General features: G+C 67.5%; 18 protein-coding genes. 6 read left to right on the top strand and 12 right to left on the bottom strand.

All coding sequences use genetic code 11. The features are described 5' to 3' along the window. Positions 1–32: 32 nt before the first annotated feature. The 3 genes from O1Q03_RS07240 (at position 33) to O1Q03_RS07250 (ending at position 4,187) form a co-directional block, all read left to right on the top strand. The gene (locus O1Q03_RS07240; RefSeq protein ID WP_269502616.1) at positions 33–2,639 is read left to right on the top strand and encodes a circularly permuted type 2 ATP-grasp protein; all 2,607 of its coding nucleotides are present in this window, start codon (positions 33–35) and stop codon (positions 2,637–2,639) included. Beyond that, on the top strand, positions 2,633–3,730 hold the full coding sequence (locus O1Q03_RS07245) for a transglutaminase family protein (RefSeq protein ID WP_269502470.1): 1,098 nt from the start codon (positions 2,633–2,635) through the stop codon (positions 3,728–3,730). The genes O1Q03_RS07240 and O1Q03_RS07245 overlap by 7 nt, the downstream gene beginning before the upstream one ends. A 184-nt stretch (positions 3,731–3,914) precedes the next feature. Continuing rightward, complete coding sequence (locus O1Q03_RS07250) at positions 3,915–4,187, top strand: hypothetical protein (protein ID WP_269502471.1); 273 nt, start codon at positions 3,915–3,917, stop codon at positions 4,185–4,187. 81 nt (positions 4,188–4,268) lie between these two features. Here O1Q03_RS07250 and pip read toward each other — a convergent pair whose 3' ends face one another. From pip to pdxR, 4 genes are all read right to left on the bottom strand, one after another. Continuing rightward, the gene (pip, locus tag O1Q03_RS07255; protein ID WP_269502472.1) at positions 4,269–5,201 is read right to left on the bottom strand and encodes a prolyl aminopeptidase; all 933 of its coding nucleotides are present in this window, start codon (positions 5,199–5,201) and stop codon (positions 4,269–4,271) included. A gap of 465 nt (positions 5,202–5,666) precedes the next feature. Beyond that, complete coding sequence (locus tag O1Q03_RS07260) at positions 5,667–6,122, bottom strand: carboxymuconolactone decarboxylase family protein (protein WP_269502473.1); 456 nt, start codon at positions 6,120–6,122, stop codon at positions 5,667–5,669. 25 nt (positions 6,123–6,147) lie between these two features. After that, entirely contained in the window at positions 6,148–6,564 is a 417-nt protein-coding gene (locus tag O1Q03_RS07265) for a cupin domain-containing protein (RefSeq protein WP_269502474.1), read from the bottom strand. A 117-nt stretch (positions 6,565–6,681) separates the two neighbouring features. Next, entirely contained in the window at positions 6,682–8,094 is a 1,413-nt protein-coding gene (gene pdxR, locus O1Q03_RS07270) for a MocR-like pyridoxine biosynthesis transcription factor PdxR (RefSeq protein WP_269502475.1), read from the bottom strand. A 171-nt stretch (positions 8,095–8,265) separates the two neighbouring features. Here pdxR and O1Q03_RS07275 point away from each other — a divergent pair, with 171 nt between their 5' ends. Next, the gene (locus O1Q03_RS07275; protein WP_269502476.1) at positions 8,266–8,922 is read left to right on the top strand and encodes an HD domain-containing protein; all 657 of its coding nucleotides are present in this window, start codon (positions 8,266–8,268) and stop codon (positions 8,920–8,922) included. Positions 8,923–9,058: 136 nt separating this feature from the next. On the opposite strand, the gene O1Q03_RS07280 is transcribed toward O1Q03_RS07275, so the two are convergent. The 7 genes from O1Q03_RS07280 to O1Q03_RS07310 are packed head-to-tail and all read right to left on the bottom strand — an operon-like array spanning position 9,059 to position 16,276. Then, positions 9,059–10,123: a 2-aminoethylphosphonate aminotransferase gene (locus O1Q03_RS07280; protein WP_269502477.1), complete on the bottom strand. Its 1,065-nt coding sequence runs from the start codon at positions 10,121–10,123 to the stop codon at positions 9,059–9,061. Further along, the gene (gene aepY / locus O1Q03_RS07285; protein ID WP_269502478.1) at positions 10,123–11,310 is read right to left on the bottom strand and encodes a phosphonopyruvate decarboxylase; all 1,188 of its coding nucleotides are present in this window, start codon (positions 11,308–11,310) and stop codon (positions 10,123–10,125) included. The genes O1Q03_RS07280 and aepY overlap by 1 nt, the downstream gene beginning before the upstream one ends. Next, entirely contained in the window at positions 11,307–12,977 is a 1,671-nt protein-coding gene (aepX, locus tag O1Q03_RS07290) for a phosphoenolpyruvate mutase (protein WP_269502479.1), read from the bottom strand. Before aepX ends, aepY begins: the two co-directional genes overlap by 4 nt. Next, a complete protein-coding gene (locus O1Q03_RS07295; RefSeq protein WP_269502480.1) occupies positions 12,974–13,741 on the bottom strand; it encodes a phosphocholine cytidylyltransferase family protein in 768 nt (255 codons plus the stop codon). Before O1Q03_RS07295 ends, aepX begins: the two co-directional genes overlap by 4 nt. Positions 13,742–13,776: 35 nt before the next feature. After that, complete coding sequence (locus tag O1Q03_RS07300) at positions 13,777–14,778, bottom strand: HpnL family protein (RefSeq protein ID WP_269502481.1); 1,002 nt, start codon at positions 14,776–14,778, stop codon at positions 13,777–13,779. Further along, on the bottom strand, positions 14,775–15,584 hold the full coding sequence (locus tag O1Q03_RS07305; protein ID WP_269502483.1) for a HalD/BesD family halogenase: 810 nt from the start codon (positions 15,582–15,584) through the stop codon (positions 14,775–14,777). Before O1Q03_RS07305 ends, O1Q03_RS07300 begins: the two co-directional genes overlap by 4 nt. Beyond that, positions 15,581–16,276 carry a CDP-alcohol phosphatidyltransferase family protein gene (locus O1Q03_RS07310; protein WP_269502485.1) on the bottom strand — a complete coding sequence of 232 codons (696 nt, stop codon included), beginning with the start codon at positions 16,274–16,276 and terminating at the stop codon, positions 15,581–15,583. The genes O1Q03_RS07305 and O1Q03_RS07310 overlap by 4 nt, the downstream gene beginning before the upstream one ends. A 686-nt stretch (positions 16,277–16,962) precedes the next feature. Here O1Q03_RS07310 and O1Q03_RS07315 point away from each other — a divergent pair. Further along, entirely contained in the window at positions 16,963–18,477 is a 1,515-nt protein-coding gene (locus O1Q03_RS07315) for an acetyl-CoA hydrolase/transferase family protein (protein WP_269502486.1), read from the top strand. Between the two features lie 61 nt (positions 18,478–18,538). Here O1Q03_RS07315 and O1Q03_RS07320 read toward each other — a convergent pair whose 3' ends face one another. Next, a complete protein-coding gene (locus O1Q03_RS07320; protein WP_269502617.1) occupies positions 18,539–20,020 on the bottom strand; it encodes a DHA2 family efflux MFS transporter permease subunit in 1,482 nt (493 codons plus the stop codon). Positions 20,021–20,209: 189 nt separating this feature from the next. Between O1Q03_RS07320 and O1Q03_RS07325 the strand changes: the two genes are divergently transcribed. Further along, positions 20,210–20,650, top strand: a complete 441-nt coding sequence (locus O1Q03_RS07325) for a MarR family winged helix-turn-helix transcriptional regulator (RefSeq protein WP_269502487.1) — start codon at positions 20,210–20,212, stop codon at positions 20,648–20,650. Positions 20,651–20,723 lie beyond the last annotated feature (73 nt).

The following is a 20,723-nucleotide window of genomic DNA, read 5'->3' on the forward strand; positions in this document are numbered from 1 at the left end:
TTCACCCCGACGATCTCGCCGCTGCCGACGCGATGCCCACGCTCTTCGATACCGGCGCGCAGCCGGACGCCGCGGAACTGGCCGCCGCGCTTGCGGCGCCTGCCGCCGCAGGCCGCTACGACGAACTGCGCGGCAGCGCCGCCGGCCTCAACGCGCCGCTGCTCGCACCGGCGTGGCGCAGCTTTTTCACGTCGATCGGCAGCGACGGCGTGGCCGACCTCGATCGCCGCGCCGACGCATTGCAGCGGCGCATGCGCGAGAACGGCCTGTTCTATCAGCTGCACGAGCAACGCGCGGGCGACGGCGCGGCCGGCCCGTGGTCGCTCGACCTGCTGCCGCTGATCGTCACGCCCGACGACTGGGTCGCGATCGAGCGCGGCGTGCTGCAGCGCGTGCGGCTGCTGAACGCGACGATGGCCGACCTGTACGGGCCGCAGACGATCCTGCAGCGCGGGCTGCTGCCGCCCGCGCTCGTCACCGGCCATCCCGGCTACCTGCGCGCGATGCGCGGCGCGTGCGTGCCGGGCGATACATGGCTGCACGTCGTCGCGTTCGATCTCGCGCGCGGGCCCGACGGTCAATGGCGGATCGTCGCGCAGCACACGCAGGGCGCGGCCGGCCTCGGCTATCTGCTCGAAAACCGGCTGATCGTGTCGCGGCTCTTTCCGCGCGGGTTCCGCGGGCTGCGCGTGCAGCGGCTCGCGTCCGCGTACCGTTCGCTGCTGCAGAGCATGCAGGCGCTGAGCCCGGCCGCCCGGAACTCGCGGATCGTGCTGCTGACGCCGGGGCCGCACAGCGCGACCTATTTCGAGCATGCGTATCTCGCGCGCTACCTCGGCCTCACGCTGGTCGAGGGCGGCGACCTGACCGCGCGCGACAACCGCGTATTCCTGAAGACGCTGCGCGGGCTCGAACCCGTGCACGGCATCCTGCGCCGCGTCGACGACGCGTGGCTCGATCCGCTCGAACTGCGGCCCGACTCGATGCTCGGCGTACCGGGGCTGCTGCAGGCCGTGCGCGCCGGCAACGTGCTGCTCGCGAACGCGCCGGGCTCGGGCTTTCTCGAATCGCCGGGCATGCTCGGTTTCATGCCGCGCCTCGCGGAAGGGCTGCTCGGCGAAACGCTGACGCTGCCGGCCGTGCATTCGTGGTGGTGCGGCGAGACAGCCGCGTGCGACGACGCGCTGCCGCAACTCGCGCGCAGCATCGTGAAGCCGTCGTATCCGCCCGATGCGCAGGCGGGCGGCGGGTTCGATCCGGTGATCGGCGCGCGGCTCACGCAGGCGCAGCTGGCCGAGTGGCGTGCGCGGATTCTCGCGCGGCCCGAGCAGTACACGGTACAGGCCGACCTGCCGCTGTCGCAGGCGCCCACCTGGCCGGGGCACGATGCGTCCGACGGCAACGGCGGCGCGCGCATCGTGCCGAAGCCGCTGCTGCTGCGCGTGTTCGCGCTCGCCGACGGCGCGCAGCGCTGGCGTCTGCTGCCGGGCGGGCTGTCGCGGGTCGGCACGCGCGACACGCTGTTCAACGCGCCGATGCCGCGCGGCGGCAGCACCGTCGATACGTGGGTGATGACGGAAGGCATCGTCGATTCGACGACGCTGCTGCAGACGCATCTCGGCCCCGACGATCTCGTCGAGCGTCCGCGCGCGATCGCGAGCCGCGCGGCCGAGAACCTGTTCTGGCTCGGCCGCTACACCGAACGCGCGACCAACCTGATGCGTCTTGCACGCGCCGCGCTCGAACGGCTGCGTGGCGAGGACGATGTCGACAGCCCCGCGCATCTGGAGCTGATCGACACGTTGTGTCGCGACACCGGCCTGATCGCATCCGACGCGCCGAACGCCGTCGATGCGCCGCGCGCGTTCCAGTATGCGCTCGCCACATCGCTGACGCGCGGCGCGGACCGCACGTCCGGCATCGCGTCCTGCCTGTTCGGCATGCGCGGCGCGGCCGCCGCGATCCGCGAGCGGCTGTCGAGCGATCAGTGGCGGCTGATCGACGATGCGACGCAGCTCTTTGCCGACAGCGCCGATCATCCGGAGGCCGAGGAGCAGATCGGCAACGAGGCGCTGCAGCTGCTGGAACGCCTCGGGCTGCTGCTCGGCGCGATCACCGGCGCGCAGACCGACAACATGACGCGCGACGACGGCTGGCGGCTGCTGTCGATCGGCCGGCAGATCGACCGGCTGGACTTCCTGTGCAGCGTGCTGAAGTTCGCGTTCGAAGAGGGCGCCGTGCACCGGCAGGATGGCTTCGAGCTCGTGCTGGAGCTGTTCGACAGCACGATCACGTTCCGCTCGCGTTTTCAGCGCGGTTTCGACGTCGCGCCGCTGCTGTCGCTCGTGGTGCTCGACACCGACAACCCGCGCTCGCTCGGCTGGGTGGTGCAGGCGCTGCGCGGCCGGCTGACGAAGGTCGAGCGCAGCGAAGGCTATGCGCTGTCCGAGCTGGCCGAGACGGTTCCCGACGTGCCTGCGTGGTCGCTGAACGAACTGTGCGAAACCGGCGACGACGGCCGGCATGACAAGTTGCTCGACGCGCTCGATACGACGGTGAAAGCCGTGTGGGAACTGTCGAACCGGATCGGCGAACGCTATTTCAGCCACGTGCGCGAGGCGGGCAGGACGCTATGGTGACGTCGAAACACGCCGTGAAGAAGCCGCTTGCAGCCGGTTCCGGCAACGCCACGCCCGCGACGTCGGCTACACGCAGCGGGGCGAAAACACCGGAAGCGCCGACTACGTCTGCTACGCCGACTACGCCGGCTGCCGTCGCGCCCGGCCGTTTGCTGCGCGTCACGCACGACACCGAATACCGTTACGCCGCGCGCGTCGAATCCGCGCAGCATCAGGCGCGGCTGCAACCGCTCGCGACGCTGCGCCAGCAGGTGCTGTCGTTCGAGCTGGAGATCGAACCGACGCCGGAAGCGGTCGGCACCGAGCTCGACGCATTTGGCAACGCACGCGCGTCGTTCGCGCTGAACCAGCCGCACGACACGCTGTTCGTGCGCAGCCGCAGCACGGTACGCGTGACGACCCCCGTGTGGTCGCAAGGTGCGCGCGGTGCGCCGCCGCCCGCGATCGCGGACCCCGGTGCCGACCAGGCGACGGCCTGGGAAGCCGTGCGCGAGCGCCTGCAGTTTCGCGCGGGGCAACCGTACGATGCCGCGAGCGAATTCGTGTTCGCGTCGTCGCATGTGGCGTGCGATCCCGAGCTCGCCGCGTATGCGGCCGAGAGCTTCACGCCGCAGCGGCCGCTCGTGCAGGCCGCATGGGATCTGATGCGGCGGATTCACGCCGATTTTGCATACACGCCGAACAGCACCGACATCACGACGAGCGCGCTCGATGCGCTGCGGTTGCGCAAGGGCGTCTGCCAGGATTTCGCGCACGTGATGATCGGCGCGCTGCGCTCGCTCGGGCTGGCCGCGCGTTACGTGAGCGGCTATCTGCTGACGCAGCCGCCGCCCGGGCAGCCGCGCTTGATCGGCGCGGACGCGTCGCATGCATGGGTCGACGTGTACGACCCGGCCTGGCCGGAGGATGGCGGCTGGCTGCAGCTCGATCCGACCAACGACCGCGCGCCGGGCGACGACTACGTGATGCTGTCGATCGGCCGCGACTACGCGGACGTCACGCCGCTGCGCGGCGTGATTCGCGGCGGCGGCGCGGATCAGGAGCTGAAGGTCGGCGTGACGGTCGAGCCGCTTGACGAGGCGGCGCCGTAACACGGCGTGAGCGGCTCGCGGCGGCCTGTCTCGGCGTTTAAGTCGTCGTTAATACTGCCCGTCTAGCATGGTCATGCCGGCGAATGGATCGAAGTCCGATCGGGCGCCGGCGGCACGCGCGGGTGCGTCGACGTTACGGCGCCGCGCCGTCGCGCGTCGCCATACCCTTGCAACGGCGGCGGACATGATCAAGCACTTCGATTACACGCTCGGCAACGAGACGATTGAGCTTTGCGCGAGCTTTGGCGCGGGCCCGGCGTTCCGCCGTGTGCTCGTGAGCCGCGCGGATTCGATGGAGACGCTCGTCGTGCTCGACGCGCGTGGCCTGTCGGGCCTGCTGAAGGTGGCGACCGAAGAGCCGGAAGGATTGCTCGACGATGCGATCCGCAAGGTCGGGGATGAACAGCTCGTCGAGCGCGCGATCACCGGCAGGACGATCGTCGAAGCCGCGCTTTGATCGCGCGGCGCGTGCAGGCCGGCAGGGCCGGCCGCAGCGCGCCGCGTGGTGTCGTGCTGCGGCTTATGCGGCTTATGCGGCTTATGCAGCGAACCGGTCCGTCGCCGTGAGCAGCGCCCTCAGGATGCCCGGTTCGTTGTACGCGTGCCCGGCATCCGCGACGATCTCGAACGTCGCGTCGGGCCACGCTTTGGCGAGATCCCACGCGGTGCGCGCGGGCGTCGCGACGTCGTAGCGGCCTTGCACGATCACGCCGGGAATGCCGGCGAGGCGATGCGCATCGCGCAGCAACTGGCCTTCGTCGACGAAGCCGCGATTCACGAAGTAGTGGTTTTCGATCCGCGCGAACGCGAGCGCGTAGTGGCCGTCCGCGAAGTGGGCGGCCAGCGCCGGATCGGGCAGCAGCGTGATCGTGCGGCCTTCCCAGAGGCTCCATGCGCGTGCGGCTTCGAGCTTCGCGACTTCGTCGTCGCCCGTCAGCCGGCGATGATAGGCGGCCATCAGGTCGCCGCGCTCGGCTTCCGGAATCGGCGCGAGGAAGGCTTCCCACAGGTCCGGGAACAGCCACGACGCGCCTTCCTGGTAGTACCACAGCAATTCCGCGCGCCGCATCGTGAAGATGCCGCGCACGATCAGCGCGCTCACGCGTTGCGGATGCGTTTCCGCGTAGGCGAGGGCGAGCGCGCTGCCCCACGAGCCGCCGAACACGAGCCACTGTTCCGCGCCTACCATCTCGCGCAGCCGCTCGATGTCGGCGACCAGATCCCATGTCGTGTTGTGCTCGAGGCTCGCGTGCGGCGTCGAGCGCCCGCAGCCGCGCTGGTCGAACAGCAGGATGTCGTAACGCTCCGGATCGAACAGGCGGCGGTGATCGGGGCTGCAGCCGGCGCCCGGGCCGCCGTGCAGGAACACCGCGGGCTTGCCGGACGGGTTGCCGCAGCGCTCCCAGTAGATGCGATGGCCGTCGCCGGTGTCGAGGTGGCCGTGGGCGTAGGGTTCGATCGGTGGGTACACAGGCAGGCTCCGGTTGAAGATGGGCAGTAGGGCGGATGCGGCATGGGCCGGTGTGCGGGCGATACGTGTAACGCCCGTAATACGCGCAATACGCGCAATACGGAAAGCATATATTGCGGTGCCGCGAGATTCGTTGCGTGGGCATCGGGCCGGCCGCCGCCGGACAAGGCTTGTCATTATGCCCATTGATCCCGGCCGCTGCGCGTCGGTATTCCGCGCTGCCGCCGCATCGGAATTTTTTGAGCAATTTGATTTCGATATTTTTCAGACAAGATGCCGGCGGCATATCGGCGCGCCCGTCGCGGGCGTCGGCCTTCGCATCGTTCGTCCACCGTGCCAACGCGAGTGGCTTTCCGGTCGAGAAACCGTTCCTGCGTTGAAGGGGGCGCTACCCCGCGCGTGAGGCGCGGCGCATGCACGACGACGCGCTCGGCAGCGCGGCGAAACGCAAGTTCGCGAACCGCTTCATTGCTCCAGCACGGCCTGCGGCGTATTGCGGAAGCTGATGGCCATACGGTTGTACGTGTTCATCAGGCTGACTGCAATCGTGAGGTCCACGATCTCGCGTTCGCCGAACACGGCGCGCACTGCATCGTAGGCGTCGTCCGGTACGCCGGTCGCCGCGACGAGGGTGACCGACTCCGCCCATGCCAGCGCGGCACGCTCGCGTTCGTCGAACAGATGGCCGGCTTCCCGCCACGCCTGCACGAGCGCCAGCTTGTCGATCTTCACGCCTTGCTTCAGCAGGTCGCGTGTATGCATGTCCAGGCAGTACGCGCAGTTATTGATCTGCGATACGCGAAGGTAGACGAGGTCGACGAGAACCGGCGACAGCCCGCTCTGCATCACATAACCGTAAACACCGCCCAGGGCCTTCACGCCCGCGGGCGCGATCTGGTTGTAATCGAGACGCTTGCTCATGACCTAACTCCTTGATGAAGGGACTTTACTTGACCGGGGTCGTCAGGACCTTGTCGTTGCTGTCCGCGACGAATACCGCGAGCAATCGGGCGGGCCGCGATCCGCTCGCATTGCGGCTGACGCGGTGAACGGCGCCGGGCGCCTCGAAGAAGCTTTCTCCGGCGTGATAGACGCGCTTCGGGCCGTCATTCACCTGGGATTCGACGTCGCCCGACACGACGTATGCATAGATGAAAGCGGAGCCCGCATGCCGATGCGCGGACGATGCGGCGCCGGGCGCGTAGTCGACCACGACGGCGGTCAACGACTTGCCCGGGATGTTGGGAATCGCATGCTGGAAGTTCGGCGTGACGGTTTCACCCGTGCCGTGCGCCGCGGCCGGCGCCGCGATGCAGCAGGCGAAGCTCGTGCAGGCGGCAACTGCAATGGACTGAATGTTCATGGTCGTCTGGCTCGTTGATGTCTCCGCATTGTCGCGTCGGACTCGAACAGTCGAAAGCACCAGGAATGAACATTTCTGTTGTACCAAGATGAGATGACGGCGCTGCGCCTGCCGCCGTCAGCCGTGCGCGCGAACGAGCTCCAGCAGGCGGCGACAGTCGGTGCCGAGCGTGCGTTCGTTCAGGTTCGTCACGCCGAGCAGCAGGCCCTGTTGCCGCGGCGTGCCCGTGTACCAAGGCGACAGTGGGACCGGCGCCAGCCCGGACGCGCGTGCCCGCAACGCGATATCGACATCCGATACATCTGCGGGCAGCGTCGTCACCACCGCCATGCCGGCAGTGGCCTGGATCTTGATCACGTTCGGGTCCTGCTCTTTCAGACAAACAAGCAGGCTCTCGCGGTGCGCTGCGTAGAGGCGCTTCATCCGGCGCAAATGGCGCAGATAGTGCCCGTCATGCATGAACTCGGTAACGGCGTGCTGCACGCCCGCCGCTGGTGCGGGTGCGAGGCACGCGGCGATATCGCCGAAGCGGCGCGCCATGTCCGGCGGGACCACGAGAAAACCCAGACGCAGCGCGGGGCTGATCGTCTTGCTGAAACTGCCGATGTGCAGGACGCGTCCGTGCTGGTCGATCGACGCGAGCGCGGGCGCGGCCCGCCCGGTCAGCTGGAGTTCGCTCAGGTAATCGTCTTCGACGATCCATGCGTCGTTTCGTCGGGCCCACGCGAGCAGTGAAATCCGCCGGGCGAGCGACATCGTCACCCCGAGCGGTGCCTGCTGGCCGGGCGTGACGACGGCGAGCGCAGCTTCGTTCGCCTGCCGGATGCCGGCATCCACGTCGAGCCCGTCGGCGTCCACCGGCACGGCCGTCACCGTCATGCCGGCCAACCCAAGCGCGGTACGCGTGAGCGGAAAGCCGGGTTCTTCGATCCACGCGTGTCTGCCCTCCATGCCCAGTCCGCGAATCGCGAGGCCCAGCGCGCCGGAGAAACCGGCGGTGACGAACACCTGGGACGGGCTGCATCGCAGACCGCGGGCGACGCCAAGGTAGGCGGCAATTTCCCTGCGCAAGTCCGGATCCCCGCGCGGATCGGGATATCCGACCGGCGCCGCGGATGCGCGGCGCGCCGCCCGCGCCTGAATGCGCGACCAAAGCTTGAACGGAAACGCTTCTTGCGACGGTACGCCCATTTGAAACGGCAGCGGTGCCGAGCCGAATGCGTCGAACAGATCCGGAAGGGGCGGCGCCTCCGGCGACCAGCGGGCTGCCATCGGCACCGTGGGGCGCTCGGCTACGCGCGTGCCGGCCGCGCCGAGGCCGATTGCGAATTGCTCGTCGATCAGACGCTCGTAGGCGGCGCGAACGGTGCCGCGCGACACGCCGAGCTGCGCGGCCAGATCCGCCCACGAAGGCAGCCGCGCGCCCGAGGCCAGCTTGCCGGACTCTATCGCGTCGCGGATCGAAGCGTAGATCTGGACGGACAGCGACGTGCGGGTAGAGCGATCCAGGCCAATGGAGAGCGTCGTCATGTGTCGATGGTGCATTCGGATTCGTCGATCTTGGGACTGTTTGATGTCTCAAGAGAAGCGTAGCTTTTCTCCGTGGACGTGGCCAATCGGTCCGGGCCCGAGTCCGATGCCCGGGTGCGGCGATCGGAATGCGCGTCGGATCGAGCGAGCCACACGACATCGAACGAACAGATGAAGGAAGAGACCGTGCAGACGAATGGATCGATCAACGCCGTGATCCCGGACAGCCAGCTGGCGCGTGAGGTCACGCAACTTATTCGCGATACCGAGGGCGATTTGCTGTTCAACCACTCGACGCGTGTGTACCTGTGGGGCGCGCTGCTCGGAGAACAAAGGAGCATGGCGTTCGATCGCGAGCTGCTCTATGTCGCGGCGATGTTTCACGACATCGGGTTGACGTCGATCTATCACGAAAGCCAGCTTCGCTTCGAAGTGGACGGCGCAAATGCGGCGCGCGATTTCCTGCGAAGCCATCGCATCTCCGAGGCGGACATCGAGAAGGTCTGGACCGCCGTTGCGCTTCATACGACGCCGGGCATTCCGGAGCACATGCATGGAGAAATCGCGCTGGTTCAAGCGGGAGCGGGAATGGACGTGGCAGCGCGCGGCTTCGATCAGTTCACCGACGAACAACGCGCCGCGGTGGTCGACGCCTATCCGCGCGGCGCCGACTTTGCCAGCAAGATGATCGATGCGTTCTACGACGGCATGAAGCATCGCCCGGGCACGACGTTCGGCACCTTCAACGACGACTTCCTTGCGCACAAGGATCCGGGGTTTGCCCGAGTCAACCTGTGCAGCATCATATTGAATTCGAGCTGGGGTTGAAGTCCTGACGGTGGGCGGGTTCGTCCAGACGAAATGGCCGGCTCGCCCTGTATATGGGACTTCGGGGCAATTTTCCGACCACCGGGCATAAGAAAGGCCCTTTCGGGCCTTTCGTAGACGAAGGTGCGGACAACGCTTACCGCGTCAACGCCGTAAACCCTTCCAGCAACCGATCGACATCGGCCGCCGCAATCGCGCCCATCGTCGAGATTCGGAACAGTTCCTTCGACAGCCCGCCTTGCCCCGCGTAGATCACGAAGCCACGCGCCTTCAGCCCGTCGTGCAGCGTCTCGTACGTGACGCCCTGCGGCAACCGATACGCACGCAGCACGACCGATGAAGCACCTTCGGGCAACACGAGCGGCATCCCGCGCGCGGCGAGCCCGGCTTGAGCCTGATCGGCCAGCGCCTTGTAGTGCGCATGCCGCGCACGCCAGCCGCCCGCTTCATCAAACTCGCGCAGTGCCTCGACGAGCGCGTAATACGCATGCACGGACGGCGTGAACGGCGTATTCCGCTGGTCCTGCAGTTTCGCGAGCCGCCCGAGATCGAGGTAGTAAGTACGGCTCGCGGCCTTCGCGAGCGCGCTGCGGCGCACGATCACGAACGCCGCGCCCGGCACGCCGTGCAGGCACTTGTTCGCGGTCGCGGCAACGGCATCGATCACGCCGCCGGCGAAGTCGATCGCTTCCGCGCCGAAGCTGCTGACGCCATCGACGAGCATCTTCACACCGCGCGCACGGCAGACTTCAGCGATCGCGCCGAGATCATTCAGCCGGCCCGTCGTCGTTTCATGATGGATCACCGCGACGTGCGAGTACGCGCCCGCGTCGAGCCGCGCCGCGATCTGCGCGAGATCGGGCGCCTGCATCCACTCATGCGTGAGCACATCATGCGCGATCCCGTACTGCGTCGCGATCTGCGTGATGCGCTCGCCGTACACGCCGTTCTCGATCACGAGCAGCTTGCCGTCCTGCGGCACGAGCGCCGCGATCATGCTCTCGACGGCGGCCGTGCCCGAGCCCGTCATCAGCACGGCGGCCCATTCGGCCGGATCGAGCTCGTACGCGGCGACGAGGCGCGCACGCGCTTCATCCTGCAGATCGAAGAATTCGCTTTCGCGATGACACAGGTCGGGTTGCAGCAGGCTGCGGCGCACGCGTTCGGTCAGCGTTACCGGGCCGGGGTTTAGCAGCAGCATCAGTGAGCTCCTTCGGCATGAACTTCAGCCTGCGCGGCGCCGATATGCCGCATCAGACGGATCTTCACTTCGACCGGCGTGACGGTCGGGCGGGGCAGGCCGTCGGGCACGCCGGTGCGGATCGCGAGTCGCACGAAACGCGTGCCGTCGTTCAGGGCCGACGCGTCGAGCGCGGCATCGAGCACGTCGAGCGTATCGCCTTCGACCGCCGACGCATAGCCGCACGCAGCGGCGACACCCGCGAACGACACATGCCGCGACACCGTCGCCTGGCCGCCCGTCGATTCGTGCGCGCCGTTGTCGAGCAGCACGTGCGTGAGGTTGGACGGACCATACGTGCCGAGCGTCGCGAACACGCCCATGCGCATCAGCGCGGCGCCGTCGCCGTCGACGGCCACCACGCGCAGGTCGGGGCGCGCGAGCGCGAGACCGAGCGCGAGCGGCGTCACGCAGCCCATCGAGCCGACCATGTACAGCTGATTCGCGCGATCGTCGATCGCATAGAGTTCGCGGCCGCAGAAACCAGTCGATGCGAGCACGACGGTCGAATCGACCGGCGTATGCGCGATCACGCGCTGCAGCGCATCGTGACGGGTCGGCCACGCAGCAGGCGATGCGGCGCGTGCCACCGACTGCGCAGCGATATGCGCGCGCGGCGTCGCCGCCGGGTTTGCCTTCAGCTCATACGGCGCGACGCTGCCTTTCTGCATCACGAGCGCGTACGGGCGGCCGGTCGAATCCATGTGCGCGATCGCGCGGTCGAGCGCCGGGCCGACTTGTTCGGGGTCGGTCGGGAACGTCTCCCACGGGATCTCCATCGTGTCGAGCATCGCCGGCGTGATCGGCCCCATCAGCGCGTGCTGCGGCTCGTCGGACACACCGGGCTGGCCGCGCCACGTGACGATCAGCAACTGCGGCAGCCGGAACGTCCAGGTCAGCGACGTGAGCGGGCTCACCGCGTTGCCGAGCCCCGAGTTCTGCATCATCGCGATCCCGCGCTTGCCGCCGAGCGTGGCGCCCGCGATCAGCGCGACCGCGTCGCCTTCGTTCGCGGCCGACAGATAGTGCAGCGTCGGGTCCTGCAGCACGTAATTGATGAACGGCGTCAGGTACGAGCACGGCACGCCCGCGTACCAGTCGAAACCGCGCTCGCGTGCGGCCTCGACGAACTGGGCCGCTTCGATCATTGCGCGCTCCCGTTGCCGAGCGGCGTCTGGCCGTGCGCGAAGTCGCCCGCGCGGCGGAAGTCTTCCAGATCGTTGACACCGCGCCAGTGGCCGTGCACGTACTGCACTTCGATCTTCTCGCCGGCGGCGATCAGTTCGTTGAGCAGCGACGGAATGTCGAGCGTGTCGAAATCGGCGCGCGCCTGCAGTGTCGCGAGCATCGCCTTCAGTCGGTCGACGCCGGCGCCACGCACGTTCAGCAGGCCGATCCAGCGGCCGTGCGGCGTGCCGGCGGCGACGTCGCTCGACACGCGTTGCAGATACGTCTTCTGACCGAACAGGCCGCGGTCGTCCGCAGCCGAGCACAGCGCGAAGTCACGCACGCTCTGGTTGGTCTCGGTGAGCGACGAATCGACCACCACGCTGAACTCGGCCTCGCTCTCCGCGAGGTCGCGCAGGATGTAGCTGCGGAACAGCAGGTCGCCGTACGAGATCACGGTGTCGCCGTTCAGGCGTTCTGCCGCGCACGCGAGCGATGCGAGCTCGCCCGTCTGTGCATGGCGGTCGTTGACGACGAGCTTGATCCCCGACGTGTCGATCGCGTCGGCGCGATAGCCGCCGACCACGGTGATGTCGTTCACGCCGTGCTTCTTGAAGCCGTCGACGAGCCAGCGCAACAGCGGCTTGCCGGCGACCGGCAGCATGACCTTGGGCTTGTCTTCGGTGACGGCTTCGAGGCCCTTGCCGCGGCTCGCGGCGAGCACGATCGCGGCGTTCGACGCGCGCGACGACGACGACAGGTAAATGCGCTCGGCGGCCGAGTATTCGTCGGCGTCCTGCAGGCGGAAGATCTCGTTGACCGACGCGACGCGGTCTTCGACGTTGATCAGCGTTTCGTTCTCGTGGATCTCGCGTGCGACGGCCTGCATCGCCGATGCCGATGCGCGGATCAGGTGGTTCGCCCAGATCACGGTGCTGATGCCGGCCTGGCGGAACACGTCGGTCGGCGTGCTGTAGTACTTGGTCGGCACGATCACGAGCGGCGCCTTGCCGCTCCATTCGCGCGCGAACTGCAGGATTTCGTCGGGGCGCGACAGCTTGCTGTGGATCAGGATCGCATCGGCGCCGGCTTCCGCATACGCGTTCGCGCGGCGCAGCGCTTCGTCCATCCCCCAGCCGGCGATCAGCGCCTCGACGCGCGCGACGATCGAGAAGTCGGGATCGGTCTGCGAATCCTTGCCGGCCTTGATCTTGCCGCAGAACTCGTCGATCTCGGCGAGCGGCTGGCGTTCGCCGTCGATGAAGCTGTTGGTCTTCGGGAACTGCTTGTCCTCGATGCAGACGCCCGCGATGCCGCGCTGCTCGAGCTTCTTCACGAGGCGGCGCACGTTGTTGAAGTTGCCGTAGCCGGTGTCGCCGTCGAGCAGGATCGGCAGGTCGCTCGCGTCGGCCATGAACTCGAGCACGTCGACGACTTGCGTCCAGCTCGCTTCGTTGTTGTCGCGCACGCCGAACTGCGCGGAGATCGCGAGGCCCGACGCCCAGATCCCCTTGAAGCCCGCTTCGCGGACGATCCGCGCGGACAGGCCGTTGTGCGCTTCCATCAGGAATTCGAGGTCGCTGCTGACGAGCATGCGGCGCAGGCGCGCGCTGCGCGATTCGGTGAAGTTGGGTTCGCGTGCGTTCATCGTGCGGCTCCTGCGGTCGTGCGTTGAATCAGGGGGAGGATCTCTTGCGTCGCGCGCGCGACGTCGTTCGGGAAGTCGATCTCGATCCACGGCGAACCGGTGACGTCGGCGACCTCGAACGAGTGGCCGCCTTCGAGCAGCAGGTCGCGCACGGCTTCCTCGTGCGGCATGTTCGCGCGGCCGCTGTCGACGTAGCCCGCGACGATCGTCGCGAGGCGGCGCGCGGTGCCTTCGGTGAAGCGGAAGAAGCCGACCGATTCGCCGATGGTGTCGTAGTCGAGGTCGACCGCGAGCTGCTTGCGCAGCTCGACCGGCACGCCGTTCTTCAGGCACAGCTTCACGGGCTCGTCGCCGGCTTCGAAGTCGCGATCGATCAGCAGGCGGTCGACGGCCTTGTCGGCATCGGCCACCAGCGCGTGCAGGATGTTCTCGTCGTACAGCACGTCCGCGTCCATCAGCAGCACGTCGCCGCCGCGCGTCATCGCATCGGCGACGGTATGCACGGTCAGCACGCTGCCGAGGTCGTAGCGGTCGTTGATCACGATCTCGGCGGTGCGGCCGAGGCGCTTCAGCTCCTGCTCGACCTTCTCGTGCTGGAAGCCGAGCCCGAGCACGATTTCATCGACGCCCGCGGCGTCGAGCACGCGCAGATGGCGCTCGAGCAGCGACACGTCGTCGAAGCGCAGCAGGCACTTCGGAAACTGCGCTTCGGGCGGTTGTTGCAGGCGCAAGCCGAGGCCTGCCGCAAGAATGATGGCTCGCATGGGTTCTCCAACCAAAAAGCCGGCGATCTGAACGATCAGTCGGCGAGCGGCTGCGGCGCATGGCGCCGTTGCCAGTTTCTTTCACTGAAATGCAGATAGAGCAGGCCGGGCAGGCCGAGCGCGAGTTCGCGCGCGCGCTTCGCGAGCGACAGCGCGAGCGCCGCGTCGGGCGGCAGGCCGACCAGCGGCGCGAGCAGCAGGTAGCCGCCTTCCTGTGCGCCGAGCGAGCCCGGGATCGCGAACGCCGCACCGCGGATCGCCTGGCCGACGCTCTCGAGCAGCAGCGCGTCGAGCCAGCTGACCGGGTGCCCGAGGAAGTGCAGCGCGAGCCACACTTCCGCGGTGCCGACGATCCAGCCGACGAGGCTCAATGCGAAGGTCTTCGCGACCTTCGCGCGATCGCGGTACAGCGCGCCGACCGCGTCGTCGATCGCGTCGGCACGCGTGGCGAGCGACGACCAGTCGCGCGGGCCGAGCAGCTTCGATGCAATGCGCAGCCCGCGGCCGAACATGCCGCGCCGCTGCGCCGCGTAGAACGCGACGGCGAGCGCGCCGAGCACGCCGGTGGCGATCAGCGCGGGCGTGCGCAGATACGCGACCGACTCGTGTGTCGCATACAGGCTGAACGCGGCGATGCCGATCAGCGCGAACGCCATCTGCGCGAGCGCCTGCATCGTCGTGCTGACGGTCACGACGGCGGCCGCATCGGCCATGCGCGTGCCGCGCTGTGCGAGGTGGCGCACCATCAGCACGGGGCCGCCGATCTGGCCGGCGGGCAGCAGGCTGTTCACCGATTCGCCGACCCAGCGCGCGCGCAGCGCGTTGCCGAGTTCGGCGCCCGGCTGGCCGCGGCGGAACATCACGGAGATCGCGACCGCATCGATCGCGAGCGGCACGACGTGGAACGCCGCGACGAGCGCGAGGCCCCAGCCGGCCGCGAGGAATGTCGACGCAACCGCGCCGACGCCCTGCCACGCGAGCAGGGCGACGAAGAGTGCCGTTCCGAGCGACAGCAGGATCAGGCCGGCGCGTGTCATGACCCGCTCGTCCGTCGCGACGCCAGTTGCTTGAACACCTGGCGGAAACCGAAATACGCGATCGCGTCCTTCATGTTCGAGATGAAGCGCTTCCACGGCCGCATGCCGGGGTTCGTCACGTATTCGAACGTGAGCGATACGCGCATCTCGTTCTGGCCGAGCGGCGTGATGCGGTGGCGCAGCTTGTCACCGTCGAACAGCACGATGCCGCCGTCGGCGATCTGCACGGAGCCCGGTTCGTCGGGCACGTCCGGATTGCGCGTGTGCAGCTCGTAGTCGAGCCGGCACGACGATTCGTCGATCACGCCGATCAGCAGCGTGTAGCGGCGGCCGTCGTAGTACGACGTGTCGTAATGCCAGCCGATGTGGTCGCCCGGCTTCGTGTAGTAGTACAGCGCGTACGCATGCGGATCGTTGTCGGGCGACAGCATCAGCTTGTCGCCGGTGACCTTCTCGAGAAAGCCGAGCAGCGCCTTCGAGCGATACAGCTCGGCGATGTACGGCGCGTGCTCGTCGATCGTATGGCGGCTCACGCTGCCGCCTTGCTTGTGGCCCGGCAGGTAATTGCGGTTCAGGCCGGGCTGCAGCGCGCGCGCGGCGTCCGCGAGTTTCGCGTAGGCGTTGGGCGGCAGGAACGTGTCCAGATACAGGAACGACCCCTGGCGCGTGTAGTCGCCGCGCAGATGGTCGAGGTCGAGGCGGCCGACGCAGTCGGCCACGGTGCGATCGGGATCCGCCGCGGCCGCGCGCGCAGGCGCGGGGCGTGCCGGGCTCAGCACGGAGTCGTCGCGCGTGCTAGGAGTCATTTGGAAGCCTGGATTTCGGTTGGGTTCTGCGCGGTTGGGTTCTGCGGAAGGTTGCCGCGCCGCACGATGCGCCACCAGTCGATTACGACCCAGGCGGCGAACAGCGGGGCGCCGATCGACGCCGCGAGCAGAAACGGCTGGACGCCGTCGGCGAGGGTCACGAGCGGCAACAGATAGAGCACGTCTTCCGTCTCGAAGCCGCCGGCGAATGCCTGCTTGGTGCCGGCCTTGCCCGCGATCGATTCGATCCGCATGCGCAGGAAGAAGATCAGCGCGACGGCCGCGCCGGCGATCGCGCCGAGCAGCACCGGCGACGCGGCCATCTGGCCGCCCTGGGCGACGATGCCGGCGCCCATGCTGACGAACAGCGCGACCGTCACCAGTGCATCGGCCGCAAGATCGTAAAAGTGACCGATCTTGCTGGTCTTGCCGCTGATGCGTGCGAGTTCGCCGTCGGTGTGGTCGACGAAGTTCGACAGCACGATCAGGAACGCGCCGGCGTTGCTCCAGCCGAAACCGCCGTGCGCAAGGCACCAGGCGCCGGCGAGGCCGATCAGCAGACGTACGGTGGTGAGGTGATTCGGGGTGACTGGCGTGTCGACGAGCGGTCGGACAAGCGAGCGCGCCAGACGCGCATCCCAGGTGCGCGGCAGGGGGGGCTCGGGGCGTGTTGCGGTTTTTCTTTGGTCCATCGGCGAAATATATACGGAATTGTAATTTGTTGCTTTTTATTCGATCAATGTCCTGACATGCGGCAGTGTTACCGCGGATTCGAGACACCAACCGGTTGCAAACCGGATGCGCGAAGTGGCGTTCGGGCACGCGGGCCATACGTCATCCAGTGTGGCTCGCGTGGCGCAACTGTCAAGCGCGCTCGGGGCCTGTCGCACGGGCTCGACGGCGTTTTCATCCGTGTGCGGCAGGTAGCTAAGCGCGTGCATGGTTTGATATCCGTCAGGCCGGAAAAAACGGCGGCGGGCGACAATTGGCCGCGGCGATCGATTACCGGCGCGTGCATGTCGATTAGGGTCGTCCGCGCGAGCAATCGGCACGGGTATCGGTCGATTGACGTTCAGGCATTCGTAATAAAAATGTTCGGCGGATTTTCGGTTTGCTTTCTCTAACCTTTCTAATGCATTCGATGCGTGTGCCGCGCGGTGCATCGGCGGCTTGCCGCTGTCACAGAACGGCCGTTCGATACCCAATACATTCAGTAAGTATCTTTTGCATCCGGCGGACATTTCGCGGCGATGGCCTCTGCGATACTCCGACCGTGCCTGTGGTGCCGGGCCGCCCCTCGCGGCCCCAAGGGCTTCGCGTCGCTCCGGAGACACCCCCCGCGACGTCAACGACAGACCAAAGCGTCAGATATTCAGCCATGTCTTCTTCACGCATCCTTGCTCCCGCCCTGCGCTCGCTCGTCCGCACCGCCGACGAAGCCGCCGCGCTGATCCGTCCCGGCATGACCGTCGCCATGAGCGGCTTCACCGGCTCCGGCTATCCGAAGGCCGTGCCGGCTGCGCTCGCCGCGCATATCGATGCGGCCCACGCGCGCGGCGAGGATTTCCGCATCAACGTGCTGACCGGCGCATCGACCGCGCCCGAACTCGACGGCGCGCTCGCCCGCACCAACGGCATCTCGATGCGCCTGCCGTACCAATCCGACCCGACGCTGCGCGACAAGATCAACAGCGGCGAAGTCGATTACCAGGACGTGCACCTGAGCCACGTCGCGCAATATGCATGGTTCGGGCTGTACGGCGAACTCGACGTCGCGATCGTCGAAGTCGCGGGCATCCGGGAGGACGGCCTGCTGATTCCGTCCGCGTCGATCGGCAACAACAAGACGTGGCTGGAGCGGGCGAAGCACGTGATCCTCGAAGTCAACTCGCGCCAGCCGCTCGGGCTCGACGGGATGCACGACGTCTATTACGGCACCGCGCTGCCGCCGCACCGCAAGCCGATTCCGCTGACGAAAAGCGACGACCGCATCGGCGAGCCGTATCTGCGCTGCCCGGCCGACAAGATCGTCGCGATCGTCGAGACCGACGCGCCGGACCGCAGCAACGCATTCTCCGCGCCGGACGCCACGTCGAAGCAGATCGCGCTGCAACTGATCGACTTCCTGCGCCACGAAGTGAAGCGCGGCCGTCTGCCGGAAAACCTGCTGCCGCTGCAGTCGGGGGTCGGCAACATCACGAACGCGGTGCTCGCGGAACTGAGCTCGGCCGGCTTCTCGAACCTGACCGCGTATACCGAAGTGATCCAGGACGGCATGCTCGACCTGCTCGACGACGGCACGCTGAGCTTCGCGTCGGCCACGGCGCTGTCGCTGAGCCCGGCCGCCGTACAGCGTTTCGCCGACGAGATCGCGACGTTCCGCGAAAAGATCCTGCTGCGCCCGCAGGAGATCAGCAACCATCCGGAACTCGTGCGCCGCCTCGGCTGCATCGCGATGAACGGGATGATCGAAGCCGACATCTACGGCAACGTGAATTCGACGCACGTGATGGGCACGAAGATCCAGAACGGCATCGGCGGTTCGGGCGACTTCGCGCGCAACGGCTACCTGTCGTGCTTCATGTCGGCCAGTACCGCGAAGGGCGGCGCGATCTCGCGGATCGTGCCGATGGCGAGCCACGTCGACCATACCGAGCATGACGTCGCGGTGGTCGTCACCGAGCAGGGGCTGGCCGACCTGCGCGGCCTGTCGCCGAAGCAGCGCGCGCGCAAGATCATCGCGACCTGCGCGCACCCGGATTACCGCCCGATGCTCGAGGACTACTTCGAGCGCGCGTCGCGCGAGAGCTTCGGCAAGCACACGCCGCATCTGCTCGCCGAGGCGCTGTCGTGGCACGAGCGCTACGTGCGCACCGGCACGATGAAGGCCTGACCGACGACGAAGGCCTGACACCACACGCAACGGGCGCGCGCCGCGTGCGCCCGCCGCGCCGTCAATCCATCGCCGCATGCGCGACGTCGACGCTCGCCGTTTTCTGCGGCGGGCGGATCAGCAGCAACAGCGGGATCATCAGCAGCGTCGCGACGAACATCAGCTTGAAATCGTTCAGGTACGCGATCATCGCGGCCTGCTGATTGATCGTGCGGTCGAGCAGCGCGATGTCGAGACGGCTACCGGCCATCGCCTGCACGGCCGGGTTGAACGGCGTGACGTGGGTCGCGAGGTCGGCATGCGCGACCTGCGTGTTGCGCGTCATCAGCGTCTGCACGATCGAGATGCCGATACTGCTGCCGATGTTGCGCATCAGGCTGTAGGTCGCCGTGCCGTCGGCGCGCAGCTCGGGCGTCAGCGTCGAGAACGACAGCGCGCTCAGCGGCACGAACACGAGCCCCAGCCCGAAGCCCTGGACCACGCCGGGCCACACGATGTCCGCCTCGGACAGCACGATCGTGTACTGCATCATCTGCCATAGCGCGAGCGCGGAGATCGCCAGCCCGGCGAACAGCAACGCGCGCGCGTCCACGTATTTCAACAATCGCCCGACGAACAGCATCGCGATCATCGTGCCCGCGCCGCTCGGCGCGGTGACGAGGCCCGTCGTCGCGACCGGATAGCCCATCAGGGTCTGCAGCATCGGCGGCAACAGCGCGCGCGTCGCATACAGCACCGCGCCGACGACGAAGATGAACAGCGTGCCGGTCGCGAAATTCGGGTCGCGCAGCAATTCCGACTTGAAGAACGACGCTTTGCCGACGGTCGCCGTATGCACGAGGAAGAACGCGAAGCTGAGCGCGGCGACGAGCGCCTCGATGCGGATCTCGTACGAGCCGAACCAGTCGAGCTGTTCGCCGCGGTCGAGCATCGCCTGGAACGCACCGATCGCGAGCGCGAGCGTCGCGAAGCCGAACGCGTCGAATTTCACGTGCGGACGCGGCGCGCGCGCCGGCAGGAAGGTCAGCACGCCGGCCAGCGCGAACGCGCCGATCGGCACGTTGATGAAGAACACCCAGCGCCAGTTGTAGCTGTCGGTGAGCCAGCCGCCGAGCGTCGGGCCGAGGATCGGGCCGACCATCACGCCCATTCCCCAGATCGCCATCGCCTGGCCTTGCTTCTCGCGCGGGTTGATGTCGAGCAGGATCGATTGCGACAGCGGCACCAGCGCGGCGCCGAACACACCCTGCAGCAACCGCGCGCCGACGATCTGCACGAGCGATTCGGACAGCCCGCACAGCGCGGACGCGATCGTGAAGCCCGCGATCGAGATCGTCAGCAGCCGCTTCATGCTGAGACGGTCGGACAGCCAGCCGGTCAGCGGCGTCGCGATCGCCGCGGCGACGATGTAGGAGGTCAGCACCCAGGTGATTTCGTCCTGCGACGCGGACAGCGTGCCCTGCATGTGCGGCAGCGCGACGTTCGCGATCGTGCTGTCGAGCGTCTGGATCAGCGTCGCAAGCATGATCGACAGGGTCAGCATCGGCCGGTTGAGGGCGGGCGGCGAGGCGGCAGCGTCGGCGGCGGGGGGATTCAAGCGGTGTCTCCGTGAGGCGGTCGCCGTGGGCGGCGATCCGGTATGGCCGGAATTATAAGCACGCTTATTATGTTTGTGCTTATCGACGTACTGGTGTTGCACGGATCCCGGGCGGCTTGACCCTATAATCGTCCGATGGACAAGACCTACGAGAACCGGATCGGCTACCTGATTTCCGACGTGGCCCGCCTCCAAGGGCGCCTGTTCGACCGGCGCGCGAAGCGCATCGGGCTGACGCGGGCGCAAAGCCGCGTGCTCGCGTACCTCACGTGGAAGGGCGAGATGAACCAGGCACGGCTCGCGGAATGGCTCGAGATCACGCCGATCTCGCTGACGCGGCTGCTCGACCGGATGGAGAGCTACGGCTGGATCGAGCGGATCGCGAACGACGACGATCGCCGCGCGTTCGTGATCCGGCTCACCGACAAGTCGCGCGCGATCTTCCCGCAGATGCTGGAGGTCGGCGATACCGTGTCCGACGACGGGCTGCGCGGGTTCACCCCCGACGAGCGCGACACGCTGGTGCGCCTGCTCGGGCGCGTGCGCCACAACCTGATCGACAGCGGCGGCGAATGACGGGGCGCCCGCAAGGCGTCAGGACACTCCGCCCGCGACGCGCAACACCACGGGACATCGGGAAACGCGGCGC

Source organism: Burkholderia sp. IMCC1007, assembly GCF_027257875.1.
In the GTDB taxonomy this organism is placed as follows: Bacteria; Pseudomonadota; Gammaproteobacteria; order Burkholderiales; family Burkholderiaceae; genus Burkholderia.

Bases quoted from the DNA above. Each gene is read 5' to 3' on its own strand.
- O1Q03_RS07240 (WP_269502616.1), top strand. From the start codon at position 33: ATGCCCACGCTCTTCGATACCGGCGCGCAGCCGGACGCCGCGGAACTG.
- O1Q03_RS07245 (WP_269502470.1), top strand. From the start codon at position 2,633: ATGGTGACGTCGAAACACGCCGTGAAGAAGCCGCTTGCAGCCGGTTCC.
- O1Q03_RS07250 (WP_269502471.1), top strand. From the start codon at position 3,915: ATGATCAAGCACTTCGATTACACGCTCGGCAACGAGACGATTGAGCTT.
- O1Q03_RS07260 (WP_269502473.1), bottom strand. From the start codon at position 6,122: ATGAGCAAGCGTCTCGATTACAACCAGATCGCGCCCGCGGGCGTGAAG.
- O1Q03_RS07265 (WP_269502474.1), bottom strand. From the start codon at position 6,564: ATGAACATTCAGTCCATTGCAGTTGCCGCCTGCACGAGCTTCGCCTGC.
- pdxR (WP_269502475.1), bottom strand. From the start codon at position 8,094: ATGACGACGCTCTCCATTGGCCTGGATCGCTCTACCCGCACGTCGCTG.
- O1Q03_RS07275 (WP_269502476.1), top strand. From the start codon at position 8,266: ATGAAGGAAGAGACCGTGCAGACGAATGGATCGATCAACGCCGTGATC.
- O1Q03_RS07280 (WP_269502477.1), bottom strand. From the start codon at position 10,123: ATGCTGCTGCTAAACCCCGGCCCGGTAACGCTGACCGAACGCGTGCGC.
- aepY (WP_269502478.1), bottom strand. From the start codon at position 11,310: ATGATCGAAGCGGCCCAGTTCGTCGAGGCCGCACGCGAGCGCGGTTTC.
- aepX (WP_269502479.1), bottom strand. From the start codon at position 12,977: ATGAACGCACGCGAACCCAACTTCACCGAATCGCGCAGCGCGCGCCTG.
- O1Q03_RS07295 (WP_269502480.1), bottom strand. From the start codon at position 13,741: ATGCGAGCCATCATTCTTGCGGCAGGCCTCGGCTTGCGCCTGCAACAA.
- O1Q03_RS07300 (WP_269502481.1), bottom strand. From the start codon at position 14,778: ATGACACGCGCCGGCCTGATCCTGCTGTCGCTCGGAACGGCACTCTTC.
- O1Q03_RS07305 (WP_269502483.1), bottom strand. From the start codon at position 15,584: ATGACTCCTAGCACGCGCGACGACTCCGTGCTGAGCCCGGCACGCCCC.
- O1Q03_RS07310 (WP_269502485.1), bottom strand. From the start codon at position 16,276: ATGGACCAAAGAAAAACCGCAACACGCCCCGAGCCCCCCCTGCCGCGC.
- O1Q03_RS07315 (WP_269502486.1), top strand. From the start codon at position 16,963: ATGTCTTCTTCACGCATCCTTGCTCCCGCCCTGCGCTCGCTCGTCCGC.
- O1Q03_RS07320 (WP_269502617.1), bottom strand. From the start codon at position 20,020: ATGCTGACCCTGTCGATCATGCTTGCGACGCTGATCCAGACGCTCGAC.
- O1Q03_RS07325 (WP_269502487.1), top strand. From the start codon at position 20,210: ATGGACAAGACCTACGAGAACCGGATCGGCTACCTGATTTCCGACGTG.